This window comes from Shewanella metallivivens, from assembly GCF_028750675.1.
Classification (GTDB): Bacteria; Pseudomonadota; Gammaproteobacteria; order Enterobacterales; family Shewanellaceae; genus Shewanella; species Shewanella metallivivens.
The window spans coordinates 190,347-210,372 of sequence record NZ_JAQQPZ010000015.1 but is presented as its reverse complement, the minus strand read 5'-3'; the positions used below and the strand labels follow the sequence as shown (position 1 = coordinate 210,372).

Annotated in this window: 17 protein-coding genes; 10 read left to right on the top strand and 7 right to left on the bottom strand. The window is 43.2% G+C overall.

Annotated elements, in window-relative coordinates; genetic code table 11:
* Positions 1–72 precede the first annotated feature (72 nt).
* The 4 genes from PQR79_RS19055 to PQR79_RS19040 all read right to left on the bottom strand — a co-directional run bounded on the left by PQR79_RS19055 (position 73) and on the right by PQR79_RS19040 (position 2,777).
* The gene (locus PQR79_RS19055; protein ID WP_238106206.1) at positions 73–315 is read right to left on the bottom strand and encodes a hypothetical protein; all 243 of its coding nucleotides are present in this window, start codon (positions 313–315) and stop codon (positions 73–75) included.
* A 202-nt stretch (positions 316–517) separates the two neighbouring features.
* A complete protein-coding gene (locus PQR79_RS19050; RefSeq protein ID WP_238106205.1) occupies positions 518–955 on the bottom strand; it encodes a PaaI family thioesterase in 438 nt (145 codons plus the stop codon).
* 119 nt (positions 956–1,074) lie between these two features.
* Positions 1,075–1,743, bottom strand: coding sequence for a helix-turn-helix transcriptional regulator (locus tag PQR79_RS19045; RefSeq protein WP_238106268.1), 669 nt, complete (start codon positions 1,741–1,743; stop codon positions 1,075–1,077).
* 419 nt (positions 1,744–2,162) lie between these two features.
* Entirely contained in the window at positions 2,163–2,777 is a 615-nt protein-coding gene (locus PQR79_RS19040) for a DUF2238 domain-containing protein (RefSeq protein WP_238106204.1), read from the bottom strand.
* Positions 2,778–2,979: 202 nt separating this feature from the next.
* On the opposite strand from PQR79_RS19040, the gene serA reads away from it, so the two are divergent.
* From serA to PQR79_RS18995, 9 genes are all read left to right on the top strand, one after another.
* Positions 2,980–4,209 carry a phosphoglycerate dehydrogenase gene (gene serA / locus PQR79_RS19035; protein ID WP_238106203.1) on the top strand — a complete coding sequence of 410 codons (1,230 nt, stop codon included), beginning with the start codon at positions 2,980–2,982 and terminating at the stop codon, positions 4,207–4,209.
* 161 nt (positions 4,210–4,370) lie between these two features.
* On the top strand, positions 4,371–5,333 hold the full coding sequence (gene ygfZ / locus PQR79_RS19030; RefSeq protein WP_238106202.1) for a tRNA-modifying protein YgfZ: 963 nt from the start codon (positions 4,371–4,373) through the stop codon (positions 5,331–5,333).
* Between the two features lie 160 nt (positions 5,334–5,493).
* On the top strand, positions 5,494–6,198 hold the full coding sequence (locus PQR79_RS19025; RefSeq protein WP_238106201.1) for an ABC transporter ATP-binding protein: 705 nt from the start codon (positions 5,494–5,496) through the stop codon (positions 6,196–6,198).
* 4 nt (positions 6,199–6,202) lie between these two features.
* Positions 6,203–8,755, top strand: coding sequence for an ABC transporter permease (locus PQR79_RS19020; RefSeq protein WP_238106200.1), 2,553 nt, complete (start codon positions 6,203–6,205; stop codon positions 8,753–8,755).
* Positions 8,752–9,891, top strand: a complete 1,140-nt coding sequence (locus tag PQR79_RS19015; RefSeq protein ID WP_238106199.1) for a lipocalin-like domain-containing protein — start codon at positions 8,752–8,754, stop codon at positions 9,889–9,891. The genes PQR79_RS19020 and PQR79_RS19015 overlap by 4 nt, the downstream gene beginning before the upstream one ends.
* A gap of 335 nt (positions 9,892–10,226) precedes the next feature.
* Entirely contained in the window at positions 10,227–12,710 is a 2,484-nt protein-coding gene (gene napA, locus PQR79_RS19010) for a nitrate reductase catalytic subunit NapA (RefSeq protein ID WP_238106198.1), read from the top strand.
* 34 nt (positions 12,711–12,744) lie between these two features.
* Positions 12,745–13,479, top strand: a complete 735-nt coding sequence (gene napG, locus PQR79_RS19005; RefSeq protein ID WP_238106197.1) for a ferredoxin-type protein NapG — start codon at positions 12,745–12,747, stop codon at positions 13,477–13,479.
* Positions 13,476–14,390, top strand: a complete 915-nt coding sequence (gene napH / locus PQR79_RS19000; RefSeq protein ID WP_238106196.1) for a quinol dehydrogenase ferredoxin subunit NapH — start codon at positions 13,476–13,478, stop codon at positions 14,388–14,390. The genes napG and napH overlap by 4 nt, the downstream gene beginning before the upstream one ends.
* A complete protein-coding gene (locus PQR79_RS18995; protein WP_238106195.1) occupies positions 14,387–14,812 on the top strand; it encodes a nitrate reductase cytochrome c-type subunit in 426 nt (141 codons plus the stop codon). Before napH ends, PQR79_RS18995 begins: the two co-directional genes overlap by 4 nt.
* Positions 14,813–14,908: 96 nt before the next feature.
* On the opposite strand, the gene PQR79_RS18990 is transcribed toward PQR79_RS18995, so the two are convergent.
* Positions 14,909–15,061: a hypothetical protein gene (locus PQR79_RS18990; RefSeq protein WP_238106194.1), complete on the bottom strand. Its 153-nt coding sequence runs from the start codon at positions 15,059–15,061 to the stop codon at positions 14,909–14,911.
* 94 nt (positions 15,062–15,155) lie between these two features.
* Here PQR79_RS18990 and PQR79_RS18985 point away from each other — a divergent pair, with 94 nt between their 5' ends.
* Positions 15,156–16,058, top strand: a complete 903-nt coding sequence (locus PQR79_RS18985; protein WP_238106193.1) for a LysR family transcriptional regulator — start codon at positions 15,156–15,158, stop codon at positions 16,056–16,058.
* A 60-nt stretch (positions 16,059–16,118) separates the two neighbouring features.
* On the opposite strand, the gene fusA is transcribed toward PQR79_RS18985, so the two are convergent.
* Both fusA and PQR79_RS18975 read right to left on the bottom strand, forming a co-directional pair.
* A complete protein-coding gene (gene fusA / locus PQR79_RS18980) occupies positions 16,119–18,212 on the bottom strand; it encodes an elongation factor G (protein WP_238106192.1) in 2,094 nt (697 codons plus the stop codon).
* A gap of 343 nt (positions 18,213–18,555) precedes the next feature.
* Entirely contained in the window at positions 18,556–20,007 is a 1,452-nt protein-coding gene (locus PQR79_RS18975; protein ID WP_274408619.1) for a diguanylate cyclase domain-containing protein, read from the bottom strand.
* Positions 20,008–20,026: the final 19 nt, after the last annotated feature.

The following is a 20,026-nucleotide window of genomic DNA, read 5'->3' as shown; positions in this document are numbered from 1 at the left end:
AGATGGGTAAATTGTCTGAAATAAAAAGCCAACATCGACACATTGGCTTGAATGGAGTGACAGATAAATCGGCTATTTATTCTCTGAGGTGGGTGCTCGGTATAACTTAACCAAATAATAAACATCGATCAGTACAATAAAGAAATTGACCAATGCCACCGGGATCGCATCAATGGCTAAACCATAAGCCACAAATAGTCCTGCACCAATCAAGTTCCACCAGCGTAATTTCTTGATGTCTGACATCATCAGCGAAATTGCAACAACGACAGAGGCCAAATAACCAACCCATTCCCAGATATTAATGCTGTCCATGGATTCTCCTTAACATAATGTATTTGCCACATTAGCGGGCTGTTGTTATCTGCCTATAACAGCCAAGCGATAGTTGTGTGACAACAAATCAAGCAAAAAACCTTATAAGCGAGATAAAAATATAAGGTGAGCATTTTGCTTTATCGTTTATTCCCCAAAATAAACCACGCTGACTTATGATCCCCAGATCAATAAGTATAGCTTAGCGCTCAACGACTGCTGCAGTCATACGTGAAATACAGCATAATTCGCCTGCACTATTACGGATCAATATTTCCCATACAGAACTGCGCTTACCAAGATGAACTGGCTTAGCGATTGCCGTTAGTTCACCATTACGTGAGGCTTTTAAATGGTTGGCGTTAATTTCTTGGCCAACACAATAGTAGCGAGTAAAATCAACGACAAAATTAGCCGCATAACTGGCAACCGTTTCTGCTAACGCGACATTCGCGCCACCATGTACAATCCCCAATGGATTATGTACCGAGGGATTTGCTGGCATGGTTGCCACCATATAATCATTGCCAATTTCAGTAATTTTAATGCCTAATGTTTGCATTAATGTGCCTTTACCCTGCATCCCAGCATCTAAACGGGCACAATCTTCTAAGGTGAAATCGTTAAACCAAATACTCATGACAACTTTCCATTTTTGTTATTAATAATCCTACCTAGTGTACTGTTGTGATTAACATTTTTAAAGATAAACAAAAAAGGAGCCTAAGCTCCTTTGGGTTAACAATATGGCCATCTGGTTTAGCTGACTAATTCGCAGTGACTTTGGTAAGCCTGAGCCCAACGTAACAGTTCAACACGGTTGCGTGATTCTGTTTTTCTAAAAATAGAAGAGATATGGGCTTTAACCGTATGCTCACTAATGCATAAACGCTGAGCGATCTCTTTATTACGTGCGCCACTTGATACTAATTGAATAATTGTGCGTTCGCGGTTTGTTAGCCGTTGCACAATGGCTTCCGTTTCTTCAGTTAAATCAACGTTGGTATCAAGTTGTTGAACTAAACGTCTAAAAATTTTGCTAATCAGCGGTCTGTCATACCACAGTTCATCAGAGACCATTTTCCGTAAGCCAGTTAACATCAAGTCCATGCGTTGGTCGCTATACAATAAACCGCGCACGCCAAGTAATAAGGCAGATTCTTGATCGAGCGAGCCGCGTTCAACTTGGTAAAGTGCCACAGGAACATGGTTGACTAAGCGTGACACCAGCAAAGGGATCCCTTTTGCATCTAGCGCTGCGCCTTTTTGTGAAATGAGATAAAAGTTATTCGAATTTTTATCAAGTTCAAGCTCAGCAGCATGCTTAACTATGCGGGTTTTTAAGCCGATTGATTCAGCTAAAATAGCTAAATGGCATGGTGCGGCTATTTGATGTAAAAACACCAATTCATCGATATTAGAACTCATCACTCTTCTCCCTGAAAAGCTTATTTTGCTCTTTAACACTTGAGCACATCCTGAGCAGCATTCTATACGTAAAGCCCATACCTTGACTAGCCTTAAGTCTTAGACGCGTCGACTGCCGACTGTTTATTTTGCTTTGCATTTAATACTTTAGAGTAATAACACTAAACAAAATCTTGAACAGGTACAATTAACGCGAGGGCGCTAATTTGCTCAATAAGTTGATGTAATCAGGAGCGGTTCAATTAACAAACACCGTTCTCATAGAACAATAATAGTAAATTTTTGCTAGTACATAGGGTCATTGTGTCAATCAAAAGTATGAATAAGACTTAAGGCTGACAAACAGCGCACTTTTATAGAGAGATATGCATTATGTAACAACTCTAATTGGGCTACAAAAAATCGTTAAACAATTCGCCCTACTGATTAGGTTTAACCATTATTTGGGTTATTTGTTTATTGTGAAGCGGAGTCAGCAATAACAATGCTGTGATGCCACCGATTAACGCTAAAAACATATCAGACTGAGTATCCCAGACATAACCTTGAGTGCCTAAAAATGCTTCGGCATTCTCACCTGTCGCCGCAGCAACCCACCATTCAATAAGCTCATAAAAAGCAGAAAACGCCAGCACAAAACACACCGCCAAAAATTGGCACCAAGCCCCGATTTGCATCACCTGTTTACGAATAAAAATTTCTCGCGCCAAAATGGCCGGAATAAACCCCTGAGCAAAGTGACCAACTTTATCGTAATTATTGCGTTCGCTACCCATTACTTGGGCTAACCAATCAAATAAAGGCACTTCTGCATAGGTAAAACGGGCACCAACGAATAATACGCAGCAGTGAACCAAAATGAGTCCATAGGCCAATGATGTTAACGGGAAGCTTTTACGACTAAAAAATAAAATGGGTAAAGCGATTAACGCGGGGATCGCCTCGAGCCACCAAGTAAACATATCTTTAGGATTACTGACAGACCATAGCAATACCATCAGGTAAATCGCCATCCATATTATGCGCATTTTCATCCTAAATTCCTTATCTGCGATATTGTTCTTAATTTAAAATATTACTTTAGCCATCTAGCCCTCCACAAGCTCTAAAAAAAGTGCTACTTTGGCATTGCGTCGGAAGTCCGCATTTATATCATAACTATCAGTATATGCATTAACACTAATCGTGTATGCATTAAGCATAAGCACCATTGAATGATAAGAGGGTACCCATATCATGGCGAAACACTCGCTTGACAAGGATAAAATTAAAATCCTGCTGTTGGAGGGCGTACACCAAACTGCGGTTGATGTACTAGAACGTGCAGGTTATACCAATATTGAATATCACAAAGCCTCGTTAGGCGAAGAGGCACTACTTGCTTCGATTAAAGATGCTCACTTTGTTGGGTTACGTTCCCGCACTCAGCTTACTGAAGAAGTATTACGCCACGCTGAAAAACTCGTCGCGATTGGTTGTTTTTGTATCGGCACTAATCAAGTTGATTTATCAACTGCTGAAAAGTTGGGCATTCCCGTTTTCAACGCACCGTTTTCTAACACGCGTAGTGTGGCAGAATTAGTGATTGGCGAAATCATTATGCTGATGCGCGGCATTCCACAACGTAATGCCATTTCCCATCGTGGCGGTTGGTTAAAGAGCGCCAGCGGCAGTGTTGAAGTTCGCGGTAAAACCTTAGGTGTGATCGGTTATGGTCATATTGGTACTCAGCTAGGCATTTTGGCTGAGACTTTAGGCATGAGAGTCATCTTTTTTGATATCGAAGACAAGTTACCGTTAGGTAATGCTTCGCAAGTTCATTCAATGGATGATTTGCTTGCTCAAGCTGATGTTGTGAGTCTTCACGTACCCGAAACACCACAAACTAAAGACATGTTTGCTAAAGCAGAATTTGCCAAAATGCGTCAAGGCAGTTTCTTTATTAATGCTTCACGCGGAACGGTTGTTGATATTGAAGATCTCGCCAGTGCACTCAATTCTGAACATTTAGCCGGTGCAGCAATTGACGTATTCCCTGTTGAGCCGAAATCAAATGATGATGAGTTTATCACGCCATTACGTGGTTTAGACAATGTGTTGCTCACGCCACACATTGGCGGTAGTACCGCTGAAGCACAGGAAAACATTGGTATTGAAGTAGCTGGTAAGTTAGTTAAATACTCAGATAACGGTTCAACCTTGTCTGCGGTTAACTTCCCTGAAGTGTCTCTTGCACAGCACCGTGGCACCTCGCGCTTATTGCATATTCACCAAAACAGACCTGGCGTGTTGATTAAAATCAACCAAGCGTTTTCTGAAAAAGGCATTAACATTGCCGCTCAATACTTACAAACCACAGCAGAAATCGGTTACGTGGTAATGGAAGTCGATTCTGATCAAGCAGAAGAAGCGTTAGTTGAACTGAAATCAATTGAAGGCACCATTCGTGCTCGGGTATTGTTTTAACCTGACGACAAATTAACTGGGGTTAATTCTGTTATTCAAAAAGCTATCTTGTGCACAAGGTAGCTTTTTTTATTGGCTTTAAACCTCAATCCTCTGTTGAGTATTGTGTTAATCCGTTACACTTCAACACATATCGTCTTACTCTTTCGTTAAGGATCGTTATGACCATTTCAGCAAGCCAACCAGATTGGGACTTCATCACCACCTCTCCCGCATTAATGTTATCGAGTTTATCTCACATGGGGCTAATAGAAGTAACCGGTGAGCAAGGTCGCAGCTTTATTCATGGCCAAGTCACCACCGACATCACCTCGCTAACGGCTGACCAATGGAAATGGGGCGCTCACTGCGATCCTAAAGGAAAAATGCTCGCCAGCTTCCGCACATTTGCCATTGCAGACAGCTTATTTATGCTCATGCCAACATCGACCCTTGAACTTGATTTACCGCAACTCAAAAAGTACGCCGTATTCAGTAAAGCAGAGCTCAGCGATGTCAGTAGCCAATATCAAATTATTGGCGTAGCTGGCAATGAGGCGCAAGCATTTATCACCCAACAATTTGGTGATGTATCAGCAGCGTTAACCCTAGTTGATGGTGGAGCAGTACTGCGTGATGATGAACGATTTATTGTTATCATTGCTAATGATAAAGCCGCGGCACTAATCAGTGCCTCACAGCAAACATTGGTTAATGCCTGTGCATGGCAAGCATTAGAAATCAAAGCGGGTTATCCCAACATTGACGCAAGCCACTCAGGCCAATATGTTGCACAAATGTGTAACCTACAGGCCATTGATGGCATCAGCTTCAATAAAGGCTGCTACATGGGCCAAGAAACGATTGCCAGAATGAAATACCGCGGCGGTAACAAACGTGCACTGTATATTTTATCGGGCACCACAAGTCAAACCATTAGCACCGAAACCCAATTAGAAATCGCCTTAGAAGATGGCTTCCGCCGCGGCGGTAATATTATTGAGTGTGTTCAACAAGGTGATAAAGTCCTGCTTACCGCAGTATTGGCTAACGATACTGAAAACACTGCAAAGCTGCGAATTGCAGACGATGAAAGCTCACAATTAAGCATTATTGAATTACCTTATTCATTAGCCGATGCTTAACTAAATCAGTGAGTTAATCTATTAAAGCGAACATTAGTTCGCTTTTTTATTTTTGAACATAAACGCCATATATGACGTATATTGTTGTTATTATGATCACATTAAGAAGCTTTGATGGCTGCATTAATGTAGCGGTAACCACATTCGTTATGGAGCGACTATGACCAGCATTGTCACCTTAGACAGCATCAACAAAGGATTTCGTGATGGTGAGTCATTCCATTGTGTACTTCAGAAAGTCAGCCTCACACTCCACCAAGGCCAAACCATTGCGTTAACGGGTCCTAGTGGTAGCGGAAAAAGCACATTATTGAACATCATTGGTGGCTTTGAAACTATCGACAGTGGCGACATGTTAATCCGCCAAGGTGATACGCTGCATTCGGTTACTCAGTGGCAAGATAAACACTGGAGTCAATATCGGCGTCAATCATTAGGGGTGATATTTCAGCAATTTAATTTACTGACACCTCTCAATGTCCGCGACAATATTCAATTTTCATTGGCGCTCAACCAACTGAAATGGAGCCCATGGTGTGACGAATTATGCCACCAACTTGGATTAACCCCCCTGCTTGACCGCAGTGTTGAAAACCTCTCCGGTGGACAACAACAACGAGTCGCCATTGCGCGAGCCTTAGCACACAAACCACAATTGATTTTAGCCGACGAACCCACAGGTAACCTTGATCAACACGCCGGTCTACAAGTGATGAAGTTACTGACTGACTTAGCCAAACAAGCCAATTGTTGTATTTTGATGGTGACCCACAGCGAAGAATGCGCTCAGTTTATGCAACATCGCTGGCATGTTGAAAACCAACAAATTGTAGTCAACCTCACCGATAATAAGCCGCAAGGGTAAGCCAATGAAAACCGACGCTTTCTCGATTCGCCGCTTATTATTATGTTTGCGTTTGTTCGCCAGTCATTACCGTCATGCTCCATTACAAGCCAGTGCTATTTTACTCGGCATTATGCTGGCCGTAACCTTGCTTATTGGGGTTTATGCCACGAATGCTAATGCGAAACAAAGCTATGGTAATGTGTCAGAGTTGCTTAGCAAGCAAGCCAGCGTGTCCATTAGCCATCTCACACAAGACAGTATCAACGAAACCATTTATTTTACGTTAGCTAATGCCGGTTTTGACGCAATTGCGAGCATTGAAGGCGTGGCGACAGATGATCAAGGACGTTTATGGCGAGTCAATAGCAGCGATATTATTGCCGCGATAAGCACAGGATTATCCCAGAATGAGCAAGCAAGCTCGTCAGTAGCTTCGGTCAATATACCGCTTGCCGAATTGCTCGCTGGCCAACCTAAAGTATTGATGTCAGCAAGTCAGCAAGCGCGCATCAATAAGGTCACCAATCAATCGCAAACTATCACTTTAAATAATACCCTATTAGAAATCGTGACGATTGATGAACAATGGGGCTTAGGCTCAGCCCTACTCGCCGATATTTCGTTAGCCCAACCTCTGCTTAACATGCGAGGCAAGTTGAGCTACATTGCCGTATTCAAAGCAGACCAAACTGAAACCGACAGTGAGCTTATCACTCGCCTCACACACACCCTAACCCAAGCAGGGGTCGACACCAGCGAGTTGCGCTTTACAACTCAAGCTAGTGAGGGTGAGTCTCTTAGCGCCTTAACAGCCAGTTTTCACCTCAACCTAGACGCAATGAGCATGCTAGCGTTTGTTGTAGGCTTATTTATTGCTTACAACGGTGTGCGGTATAGTTTAATGAAACGCCAAAAGCTGCTCGTGCAAATCAGGCAGCAAGGGGTCGATCGTCGCACAGTAATGCTTGCGCTCAGTATTGAAGTGATCAGCTTGGTATTCATCGGTTGCGTGTTAGGCTTTATTGTTGGCTTACAATTATCACAATGGCTACAGCCCATGGTTGCATTGACGTTAGAGCAGTTATATGGCGCTAAATTGTTACCGGGAAACTGGCAATGGCAATGGTTTGCGCAAGCACTTGCTCTGACATTGTCTGCCGCATTTGCCGCCTGTATTCCAATGTTGATTAGCTTGGTGAACACCCCTCTTGCACAAGGGGCGCAAAAACAACCGCAAAATAAACAGTTCAATATTATCCATCGGCGTCAGTTTATTATCGCGGTGGTATTGCTATTGTTGTGCACCATCGCTTTTGCTTTTACCGAACAATATCGCTATAGCTTAGTGTTATTAGGTGCCTTCGTCGTCGCCATCCCACTACTCTTGCCACAGTGTTTACATTGGGTAGTCAATCTTCTCACATCCGCGATGCCCAAAGGGTTATGGCAATATGTTGTCGCTGAAACCAAAGAGATTATTGCTCCCCTGGCCCTCGCAATGATGGCCATTTTGCTTGCTTTATGTGCCAATATCGCAATGAACACACTGGTTGGCAGCTTTGAGATCACCTTAAAAAAATGGCTCGATGCACGCTTACATGCTGATTTATATATTAGGCCAAACCCAAATCAAATGGATGCGTTAATTGTATTGTTAGCTAACGATCCCAAAGTGGATGGCATTTATGAACAATGGACCGTGGATAGCAGCCTCAGTCGGGCTGAAACACCACAAACCCAAATACCCGTTAACCTCGTCAGTCGTGACCATTTATCATTAACCGACACTACGGTATTTAAAACAACCGCAGATAATTTTTGGCCAGCGTTTACCACTGGCCACAGTATTATGATCAGTGAGCCATTGTCGATAAAATATCAGCTAAACATTGGTGATAAAGTACAATTATCACAACTGCAACAACATACATTAACCGTTGGTGCGATTTATTATGATTATGGTAATCCTAAAGGTGAGGTCCTTATTAGCCAGTCATTATGGCGACAATCTCCTTTGCCAACTAACCCCTTCAGTTTGGCGGTCACCTACCAAGGCGATCTCACCACATTACAAAATAACATTAGTCAACAGCTCAACTTATCGTCGGCATACATGTACAGCCAACAACGTATTAAAACTGAAGCCATTACCATATTTAATAAAACCTTCTCAATTACTGTCGTGCTCAATAGCTTAACCTTACTGGTTGCGGCTATCGGTTTATTTAGTGCTTGCGTAATGCTCACCCAGGCGAGACAAGCACCATTGGCACGCCTATATGCTCTCGGCGTTAGCCGCAACCAGTTACGGATAATGGTCATAGTACAAATGCTATTTATTGTATTGTTAACCTGCTTGGTGGCCTTACCAATGGGTGCATTGCTGGGTTACTTATTGATCCATAAAGTGACTTTACAAGCCTTTGGCTGGAGTATTGCGATGATTTGGGACTGGGCAGCTTATGGTCAGGTTGTTGTTATCGCGATCATCAGCTGCTTACTCGCGGTAAGCTTACCTTTATATTGGCAAACCCGAAAACCATTAATATCCAGCTTACAACAGGAAGCATTATGATCTCTGCTACAGGCAAAAAAGCGTTCAGTATAAGCTTAGTCGCAATGGCCTTTGGCACTGTGTTATCCGCCTGCTCTCCTGCGCCAGATGTTCATGAACAATCAACGACTATCAGTAACATGTCAGCACAATCATCGGTTGGCTACAGTGAAGTTGTTCAAGGCAAAATGCTGCAGTTTCCCCGCGATCATTTAGCCCACAATGACTATAAAATTGAATGGTGGTATCTAACGGCTAATTTAACCACCAGCAAAGGGGAAGATGTAGGCATACAGTGGACCCAATTTAGGATAGGCATGACTCCGCCAACCGAGCAACTGACTGCAAGTGAAAACGATTGGAGTAGCAACCAACTCTACATGGCACATGCTGCTATCACATCAGAAGATGAGCATCTTACTGCCGAAAAATGGTCGCGGGCACACCCCAAACTCGCCAGTGTCAGCCCTTCCCCCTTTACCGTTCATCTGCAAAACTGGCAATGGCAAAGTCAATCTGATGGCCTGTTTCCGGCGACATTAACCGTCAACAACTCTGATTTTACTTATCAATTGCAACTGAACAGCCAGCAACCGATTCAATTACAAGGCGATAAGGGCTATAGCAGTAAGAGTGCTGACCAGGCTGTCGCCTCATATTATTACAGCCAACCCTTTATTGATGTAACAGGAGAGATGACTCGCCATGGCGTCACCGAAAAAGTCAGCGGTAAAGCTTGGTTAGACAGAGAGTGGAGCTCGCAATTTCTCACAAAAGCGCAACAAGGATGGGACTGGTTTTCACTTAGGTTAAATGACGACTCAACCTTAATGGCCTTTAGGTTACGTGGCGACACTGAACAAGATCATTTCTACAGTGCCAGACGTATGTATGCTGACGGTAGCGGCCGTAATATCAATAGTCGCGACAACCCTAATGATATAGATATGCAGCCCACACAGTGGCAACAAACGGCTCTCGGTAAACATCCTATAGCCTGGCGTATTCGTATAAACAGCGAAGCCATTGACCTTACCACCCACGCCATTAACCCTAATAGTGACATGTTAGTGTCCACCTCATACTGGGAAGGTCCTATTAATATTCAAGGCAGTCATCAAGGCCAAGGGTATATGGAATTAACGGGCTATCATTAATCGTAAGGCCTACCTATAAAGAGATTTATGTTTACGATAAAAATAAACAGGACAGCCAGTTAACCTCAACCTAAACCATCTGCAACGCTTCAATCATCGCTAAAACCCACACCCCTTATGTACTAGGCTTTACAAGCGTTAGCTAAAACAGGAACGCCCTAATTGTTAAAGTGAGATTTACATCACGCGAAAAAATGTGACCTTGAACAACTATTAACCACTATACCCATTCGGAGGTATACCCATACGAATAGTAAGGTCTAGACTTATTTCCATCACGTCACCTCCAATGACTATCACGCACCAAGAACAACATTCTAAGAGTGAGGAACACCATGAGCATAAGCCGTCGCGAGTTTTTAAAAGCCAACGCCGCTGCCGCAGCAGCATCGGCTGTGGGTATCGCTATTCCAATTAATATGGTTCACGCCGCAGAAGGCAAAACTGACATCAAATGGGACAAAGCCCCATGTCGTTTTTGTGGTGTCGGCTGTAGCGTATTAGTTGGGACCAAAAATGGCAAAGTTGTCGCAACAAAAGGCGACCCAGAAAGCCCAGTTAATAAAGGCCTAAATTGTATTAAAGGCTACTTCTTGTCAAAAATTATGTATGGCAAAGACCGTCTAACAACGCCATTGCTTAGAATGAAAGATGGTAAATATGACAAAGAAGGTGACTTTACCCCAGTAAGCTGGGATGTCGCATTCGACACTATGGCTGATAAGTGGAAAGCCAGTATTGCCAAAAAAGGCCCAACATCTGTAGGAATGTTCGGTTCTGGTCAATGGACCGTTTGGGAAGGTTACGCAGCATCAAAATTACATAAAGCGGGCTTTTTAACTAACAACATCGACCCTAACGCACGTCACTGTATGGCATCTGCGGTAGGTGGTTTTATGCGTACCTTTGGTATTGATGAGCCTATGGGATGTTACGACGATATTGAAGCCGGTGACAACTTTGTGCTTTGGGGCGCTAACATGGCAGAAATGCACCCTATTTTATGGGCTCGCTTAACTGACCGTCGTTTAAGCCATAAAGATGCAAAAGTGCATGTATTATCAACTTATGAAAACCGCAGCTTCGATTTAGCTGACAACCCAATGATTTTTAAGCCACAAACTGACCTTGTGATTTTAAACTTCATTGCCAATTACATTATCCAAAACAATGCGGTAAACAAAGATTTTGTTAGCAAACATACTAACTTTGCCCTTGGTGTGACCGACATCGGATATGGTTTACGCCCAGACCATCCATTAGAAAAGAAAGCCAAAAACGCGGGTAACGGTGGTTCTAAACCTATTAGCTTTGATGAATACGCTAAATTTGTTAGCACCTATACGGCTGAATACGCTTCAGAAATGAGTGGTGTTCCGGTAGACAAACTAAATACACTGGCCAAAGTTTATGCCGACCCTAAGCAAAAAGTCATGAGCTTATGGACCATGGGGATTAACCAGCATACTCGTGGTGTATGGGCAAATAACATGCTTTACAACATCCACTTATTAACCGGTAAAATTGCCACACCAGGTAACAGTCCATTCTCGCTTACTGGCCAACCATCAGCTTGTGGCACCGCGCGTGAAGTAGGTACATTTGCTCACCGTTTACCCGCTGATATGGTGGTTAATAACGACAAACACCGTGAAATTACAGAAAAACTGTGGCAAGTGCCTGCTGGCACAATTCCACCTAAACCTGGCTATCACGCAGTACTGCAAAGCCGTATGTTAAAAGATGGTAAATTAAACTGTTACTGGACCATGTGTACCAACAACATGCAAGCTGGTCCTAATATTAACGATGAAATTTACCCAGGTTTCCGTAATCCAGAAAACTTTATTGTGGTTTCAGATCCATACCCAACAGTCAGTGCTATGGCTGCAGACTTAATTTTACCCACCGCAATGTGGGTTGAAAAAGAAGGTGCATACGGTAACGCTGAACGTCGTACTCATATGTGGCATCAACAAGTGAAACCACCAGAAGGCGCTAAATCTGATTTATGGCAACTGGTTGAGTTCTCAAAACGCTTTAAAGTATCAGAAGTATGGCCTGCTGAACTGATCGCTAAAAAACCTGAATATGCCGATAAAACCTTATTCGACGTGTTGTTTGCTAACGGTGAAGTAGACAAGTATCCAGCAGAACAATGCAAAGGCGCATACAACGACGAAAGTGAGCACTTTGGTTTCTATTTACAAAAAGGTCTATTCGAAGAATATGCCCAATTTGGTCGCGGACACGCTCATGATCTAGATGCTTTCGACAATTACCATGAAAACCGCGGTAAACGCTGGCCAGTCATTGATGGTAAAGAAACCTTACGCCGTTTTGTTGAAGGAAGCGATCCTTATGTTAAGGCTGGCGAAGGCTTTAACTTCTACGGTAAACCAGATGGTAGAGCTGTTATTTTTGCCCTTCCTTATGAGCCAGCAGCAGAAGAGCCAAACAAAGAATTCGACCTATGGATGTCCACTGGCCGTGTACTAGAGCATTGGCACACAGGTTCAATGACAGCCCGCGTACCTGAGCTTCAACGCGCTTATTCTGATGCACAAATCTTTATGCACCCAGAAGATGCTAAATCACGTGGTTTAAAACGTGGTGACGAAGTTGTCGTGGCCTCTCCACGCGGTGAAGTGAAAACACGTGTTGAAACCAAAGGCCGTAACAAGCCACCTCAAGGCGTAGTATTTATGCCGTTCTTTGATGCGCGCCAATTAGTCAACAAGCTCATACTCGATGCCACTGACCCGCTGTCAAAAGAGACAGACTTCAAGAAGTGTCCTGTAAAAGTCATGAAGGCTTAGTCAATAGTTAAGTGCATAAACGGAAAGTCATGTTATGAGCAAAGTAAATAGCAAATTAGGAAATGTTAACGGTGTAAACCGTAGACAATTTCTGGCCACAACGGCAAAAGCCAGTTGTGTGATGGGTATGGTAGGGTTGGGGCTAACAACAGTTGCCACTCAATCTCGCCAGCTAGACCCATTTGCTATTCGCCCTCCTGGTGCATTGGCAGAAGACGATTTTCTCTCGGCATGTGTTCGCTGCGGTTTATGCGTAGAGGCTTGCCCCTACGACACCCTCAAACTGGCTCGCTGGTTTGAGGGCGCAGCAACAGGCACACCTTATTTTACTGCGCGTAGCATTCCATGTGAAATGTGCGATGACATCCCTTGTGTTAAAGCTTGCCCTAGCGGTTCGCTTGATCACAAATTAGAGAACATCGACGACGCAAAAATGGGGATTGCGGTTCTCATTGACGAGAAAAATTGTCTTAACTATAGAGGTTTACGCTGTGATGTCTGTTATCGGGTTTGCCCATTAATCGATAAGGCCATCACGTTAGAGCTGCAACGTAATGAAAAAAGCGGTCACCATGCGATGTTTTTACCCACTATCAACCCAGATGTATGTACGGGATGTGGCAAATGTGAACATGCATGCGTGACAGAACAAGCAGTAATAAAAGTATTACCAAGCCATATAGCACTGGGGAAATCGGCCGCTCATGACACATATCAACACACCGAAGAAACCACACTTGAGATGTTAAATAAGGGGTTGTCACTATGAGCAGCAAACATAGCTCAACCTCTAAATCAGCTACACGCTTTGCCAGTGCCGCAGTCAAAGAATTAGGGTGGTGGCGAGCACACCGCTTCCTTATTCTTCGCAGATTGTCGCAGTTGAGTGTGCTGAGCTTATTTGCCATTGGCCCTTTTTTAGGTTTATGGCTGTTTAAAGGTAATCTCTCAAGCAGTTTATTACTGGACACCATTCCATTAAGTGACCCATTAGCCACATTGCAAGTGCTGATGAGTGGCCACTGGCCAGAGTTAAGCTTAGTACTTGGCGCCATGATCGTAGTAGGGATTTATGCCCTATTGGGTGGCAGAGTATTTTGCAGTTGGGTATGTCCAGTTAATATCATCACAGATTTAGCCAGTTGGACGAGAAGGACACTCTCTCTGCCTCGTACCAGTGAAATACCGCAAAATCTGCGTTACTACATGTTAGCGCTTGTGTTGATATTACCTATCCTGACAGGTTTTACCGTTTGGGAATGGTTAAACCCAATACCTATCGTCTACCGGGCACTATTATTTGGAGCTGGTAGTGGGTTATGGATATTGGCAGTGATTTTTTTGCTCGACACCTTTGTGGTAGAGCGAGCATGGTGTAGCCATTTGTGTCCAACAGGCGCGTTATTTTCACTGATAGGTAAGGTTAGCCCAGTAAAAATAGCCGCTGTTAGGGCTGATGCATGCAACAACTGTATGGACTGTTTTACTGTTTGCCCTGAGCGTCATGTATTAAAACCTGTGCTTAAAAAGGGCAGTACTCAGCCATTAATCTTAGACAGTGACTGCACGCTTTGTGGCCGTTGTATTGATGTTTGTGCACCGCGCGTATTCCAATATAAAAACCGATTTAATTCAAAATACTCGAACAGAATTCCTCTTAAGGTGGAGAGCAAGTTATGAAAAAATTAATCACTTTAGCAGCTGTAATGCTAGCGATTAGCGCTTACTCAGGTCAGCAAGCACACGCCAATCCAGAACCAGTCAAGTTATCGTCTCTTGCAGGTGAAACGCAAGTTACAGAGGTACGCCCTGCCGACGAAATGCCGGTATACCCCACACGTGGCACATCGGTAGAGCGTACTTTTGTACATCAGCCACCCATCATTCCTCATAAAGCGACTTATTCAATCAGTGCGGATAAAAATGGCTGTTTAAGCTGCCACAGTTGGGACAAAGCCAAGCGCATGAAAGCAACCCCTGTCGATACATCACACGTGATGGACGACAAAGGCACGTTAAAAGGTATGTACTACTTTTGCGACCAATGCCATGTACCACAAGCAGAAAACAAGCAACAACTGGTAGAAAATACCTTTAAGTAGTCCTATTCCTCCCCCGATTAAGACTTCTGCCGCTTGCATGCAAGCGGCTTTTTTATCTCTAGGATTTGTTTAATATTGGCCAATAAAAAACCCAGCTTATGCTGGGTTTATAGTATGTTGTGCTTGTTGAGTGACTGATGCACTCGGTTCGGCAACTTTTGCGGTGGTACTTGATGATTGCTCTTCTTGTGCCATTGGCATCGCTGCTTGCCACAATGCGCCGACCCATAAACTTGATGTTGTTTTCATGATGATTGCTCCGTTTCTGTTAACAAGTTCAAAGTAATGGTTTGTGGTTTATCAGTAAAATGAATAATTAACCCTACCTAGATTCCAAAATGGCATGAACATACCAATCAAGAGCTTACGTTGTTTTCTGACCATCGTTGAGACTGAAAATTTTACTAGAGCCGCGCAAAAGTGCTTCATGACTCAGCCCACATTGAGCAAAATTATTCAGCGAATTGAAGACAATGTTGGCGAACAATTGCTGATCCGCAACAATCAAAGTGTTGAGCTGACTCAAGCCGGTCGTATCTTTGCCCAAAGTGCGCAAGAGATATTAGGTCATTGGCATCGTCTGCAAGAAGACATGAGTAACCTACGAGGATTAAAGTCAGGAGAACTAAGACTCGGCGTATGCCCAATGATGAGCAGTCTTATTATAGGCTTACTGACTCAGTATCGACAAAAATACCCAGGCATCGCACTACAGATGTACGAGTACGGTGGTTTTGGCTGCGAGCAAGCGTTGATTAACAATAGCCTTGATATCGCGTTTACCGCGCTACCAACAACTCATCAACATGAGTTAGCTAATCAACCATTAACAAAGTATCCATTACTTGCTTGCTTACCAGAAGGGCATCCACTGACACACAAAGCTAACATTACTTGGCACGACTTTGAGTCATACCCGTTTATTTTATACAACGAGGACTTCTCATTAGCCAAATTAATTAATCGCCTCAGCCGTAAAGCAGGTGTGCAACTCAATATCGCTTTTAGGAGTGGTCAATGGGATTTTATCGCCGCCATGGTTGAAGCCAATATGGGCATTGCCATATTACCCGAACCGATTTGTCAGCGCTTAACGGCCAGCAAGTTAGTGTTTAAACCAATGCAACCTGCAATGACTTGGGATCTCGCCTTAATATGGCGTCAAAATCTTCCGCTTACGCCACCAGCACAAGCGTTACTATCGCTCAGCACGCCGAATGCGGCTAACCCTCAAAATCCTTTGTAAATCGAAGGCATAAAAAAACCGCTGCCTAGGCAACGGTTTTTATCAGCAGAAAGTTAAGAATTACTTCTTAGCTTCAGCAGCTTTACGCTCTTTAACTTGAGCAACTACTTTTTCAGATACGCTGTTAGGACAAGCTGAGTAGTGAGCGAATTCCATAGAGAATTGGCCACGACCAGAAGTCATAGTACGTAGTGAGCCGATGTAACCGAACATTTCTGATAACGGTACGTCAGCTTTAATACGAACACCAGTAACACCAGCGTTTTGATCTTTAATCATACCGCGACGACGGTTAAGGTCACCAATTACGTCACCTACGTTGTCATCTGGGCTGAACACGTCAACTTTCATGATAGGTTCAAGAAGTTGTGGCTTAGCTTTAGCGATAGACTGACGGAACGCGCCTTTAGCAGCGATTTCGAACGCGATAGCTGACGAGTCAACTGCGTGGAAAGCACCGTCGGTTAGTTCAAATTCAACGTCTAACACTGGGAAGCCAGCGATAGTACCGGTGTTCATCATGCTAGCGAAACCTTTCTGAACCGCAGGCCAGAATTCTTTAGGTACGTTACCACCAACAACAGATGACTTAAACACGAAACCAGTGTTTGGTTCACCAGGACGGATAACATAGTCAATCTTACCAAACTGACCAGAACCACCAGACTGTTTCTTATGCGTGTAGCTATCTTCAACTTGTGCAGTGATAGTTTCACGGTAAGCAACTTGTGGTTCACCAACGATAAGTTCAACACCGTAAGTACGCTTAAGGATGTCTACTTTAATGTCTAAGTGAAGCTCACCCATACCTTTAAGGATGGTTTCGCCTGAATCTTCGTCAGTTTCAACACGGAAAGATGGATCTTCTGCAATCATTTTACCGATAGCGATACCCATTTTCTCACTGCCGCCTTTATCTTTTGGCGCAACAGCGATAGAGATAACTGGCTCTGGGAACACCATGGCTTCAAGAGTACATGGGTGTTTCACGTCACATAAAGTGTGACCAGTTTGTACGTTCTTCATACCAACGATAGCGATAATGTCACCAGCTTGTGCTGATTCAAGTTCGTTACGTTCGTCTGCTTGCATCTCAACCATACGGCCAACACGCTCAGTTTTACCTGTAGCAGAGTTAAGGATGGTGTCACCCTTCTTGATACGGCCTGAGTAGATACGTACGAATGTTAATGCACCAAAACGGTCATCCATAATCTTGAATGCTAATGCTTTTAATGGAGCATCTGCGTCAACGATTGCGAACTCACCAGTTTCGTTACCTTCTTCGTCAGTTAATGGTTGTGGATCAACTTCAACTGGATCTGGTAGGTAATCAACAACTGCGTCTAGTAATAACTGCATACCTTTGTTTTTGAATGCGCTACCACAGTATGTTGGGAAGAATGCCATTGTACGAGTACCCGCACGGATACAACGCTTAATGTCTTCAATAGATGGTTCTGTACCATCCATGTAAGCTTCCATTAGGTCATCGTCTTGCTCAACAGCAGTTTCGATTAGCATTTCACGGTATTCTTCTACCATGTCAACCATGTCAGCTGGAACATCTTCGATTGAGTAGTTTTCAGCTTGTCCAGTTTCGTCCCATACCCACGCTTTACGAGTTAATAGGTCAACAACACCGGTAAACTGGTCTTCGATACCGATTGGTAAAACCATAACCAATGGGTTAGCTGCTAAAACGTCTTTAGTTTGCTTAACAACACGTAAGAAGTCAGCACCCATACGGTCTAACTTGTTTACGAAGATGATACGCGAAACTTCAGAATCGTTAGCATAACGCCAGTTAGTTTCAGACTGTGGCTCTACGCCGCCTGAACCACAGAATACACCGATACCACCATCAAGAACTTTAAGAGAACGATAAACTTCAACTGTAAAGTCAACGTGGCCAGGGGTGTCGATAACGTTGAAACGGTGATCTTTCCAGAAACAGCTTACTGCTGCTGACTGAATGGTAATACCGCGCTCAGCTTCCTGTTCCATGAAGTCAGTGGTTGATTCACCATCATGTACTTCACCGATCTTATGGATCTTACCGGTTAGCTTAAGGATACGCTCGGTGGTCGTGGTTTTACCCGCGTCAACGTGAGCGAAGATACCAATGTTTCTGTATTTGGATAATTCGGTCATGATTCAACTTTAATGATTAGTTTAAGAAGTAGACGGAGCATGCGAAAAAAACCGACACACCGCACATCAGGTTATTAAGGCGCATATTGTAAATTGGAACCTTGCTGGGCGCAAATGGCTGTTGCAATATTTATTTGTTTTTAGCATAAAAAACACAAAAAAAATGCAGTTATTTTCTATAAAACAATAGATTAAAAAATAATAGATTATTTTTTAATCTATTAAGTTTTTACGCTTAAAATTCATAAAAATGGTCTTCTAAGAGAAAAACGGCACAATTATTGTTAATGACACTAAAAATACACGGTGATTTTAGCTGGATTTCATAGAGGCTTACGCCAAATCAAGCACAACAATATCGATTACGACCTGTTTTTTTAGCTTGCAATAACGCCATATCTGCACGCTCAAAGCAATGCTGAATCGCTTCATGTTCACCAAGTACAGCTATCCCAAAACTGCAGGTAACCTTAATATTATTATCAAATGAAAAATCCTGAAGTTCTTGGGTTATGCGCTGGCACAATTCTTTGGCACCTTGAATATCAACATGCTGACAGACAATAACAAATTCTTCTCCGCCCCAACGAGCAACCACGTCGTCATCACGCACCGATAATTGTAAAATGTCGGCAAACTGCACTAATACTCGGTCACCTGTCGCGTGGCCATAACAATCGTTAATCGCTTTAAATAAATCAATATCAATCATGATTAAGCAAATATTATTACCATCATGCTGTCGAGCATCGGTTAAAAAGGTTTGATTAAAGTAATGGCGGTTATATAGCTTAGTGAGTGGATCATGTTGGGTTAAAAAATCCAGGTCGTTATTTTTTCTCTCCAACTCAAGTTGGAGCTGTTGAAGCGCTTTATTATGTTCACTGAGATGTCTGTTGTACTTAGTCACATCAATAGTTCGGTAGAGCAAAAAGAAAATGCACAAACTGAGTAATGCTAAAATTTGAAGCACCAAGCTATAATCAATGTCCTCAACCACTGTGATGTTATGCCATTTTTTATATATCGCGATATGATCTGCATGAGTGATTTTTGCAAGCCCTGCATTAATTTGCTCGAGAATATCTTTCTTGGCATGAACAACGCCGATCCTGAGCTCATCTTCAGGTCCGCCCCAACCGGCAATTTTTAACGATGACAGCCCATGCTGCTGAATATAAGCGTTAACTGAAAACATAGATCCGACAAACACATCAACGTCACCATTGGCCACTTTCGCCAACCCCTCTCTTTCAGTCATCGTCAACACTGTTTTGATATCTGGGTAAAACGTTTGAACGTATTCAACTAAACGATAGTCTTTCGGGATCGCTAGCGTACGCTGGCCAATATGTTCAAACCCCTGTAAAAATGGTTGGGTTTTAAGAGAAACTAATACATTTGGCGACTTAAAGAAGACATCGCTAAACGAGAGGTATTCATCGCGTTTAGGGGTTTGATTTAAAATAGGCGTCAGTTCACACTGACCTTGTTGAAGTAACGCTAAACTCTGTCGCCAAGACGACGTGGGCACCAACACAAAAGATAAATCGGTATAGTCAGTTAGTAACGCCAGGTAATCGGATGAAATGCCGATATGACGTCCATCAATAATAGCTTCGTAAGGCAACCAATCTGGATCAACGCAATAACGGATCATAGTAGTGGTTTTAGAGGTAGCCGAAATAGCGGCTTCTGCAAAAGCAAAAGCAGATGGTGACACGACAAGGCTCATGCACATCAATACGAATATTCGCAGCGTGCTAAGTAATATCATTCCCTTATGATTAAACACTGCTAACACCCAATGGTAT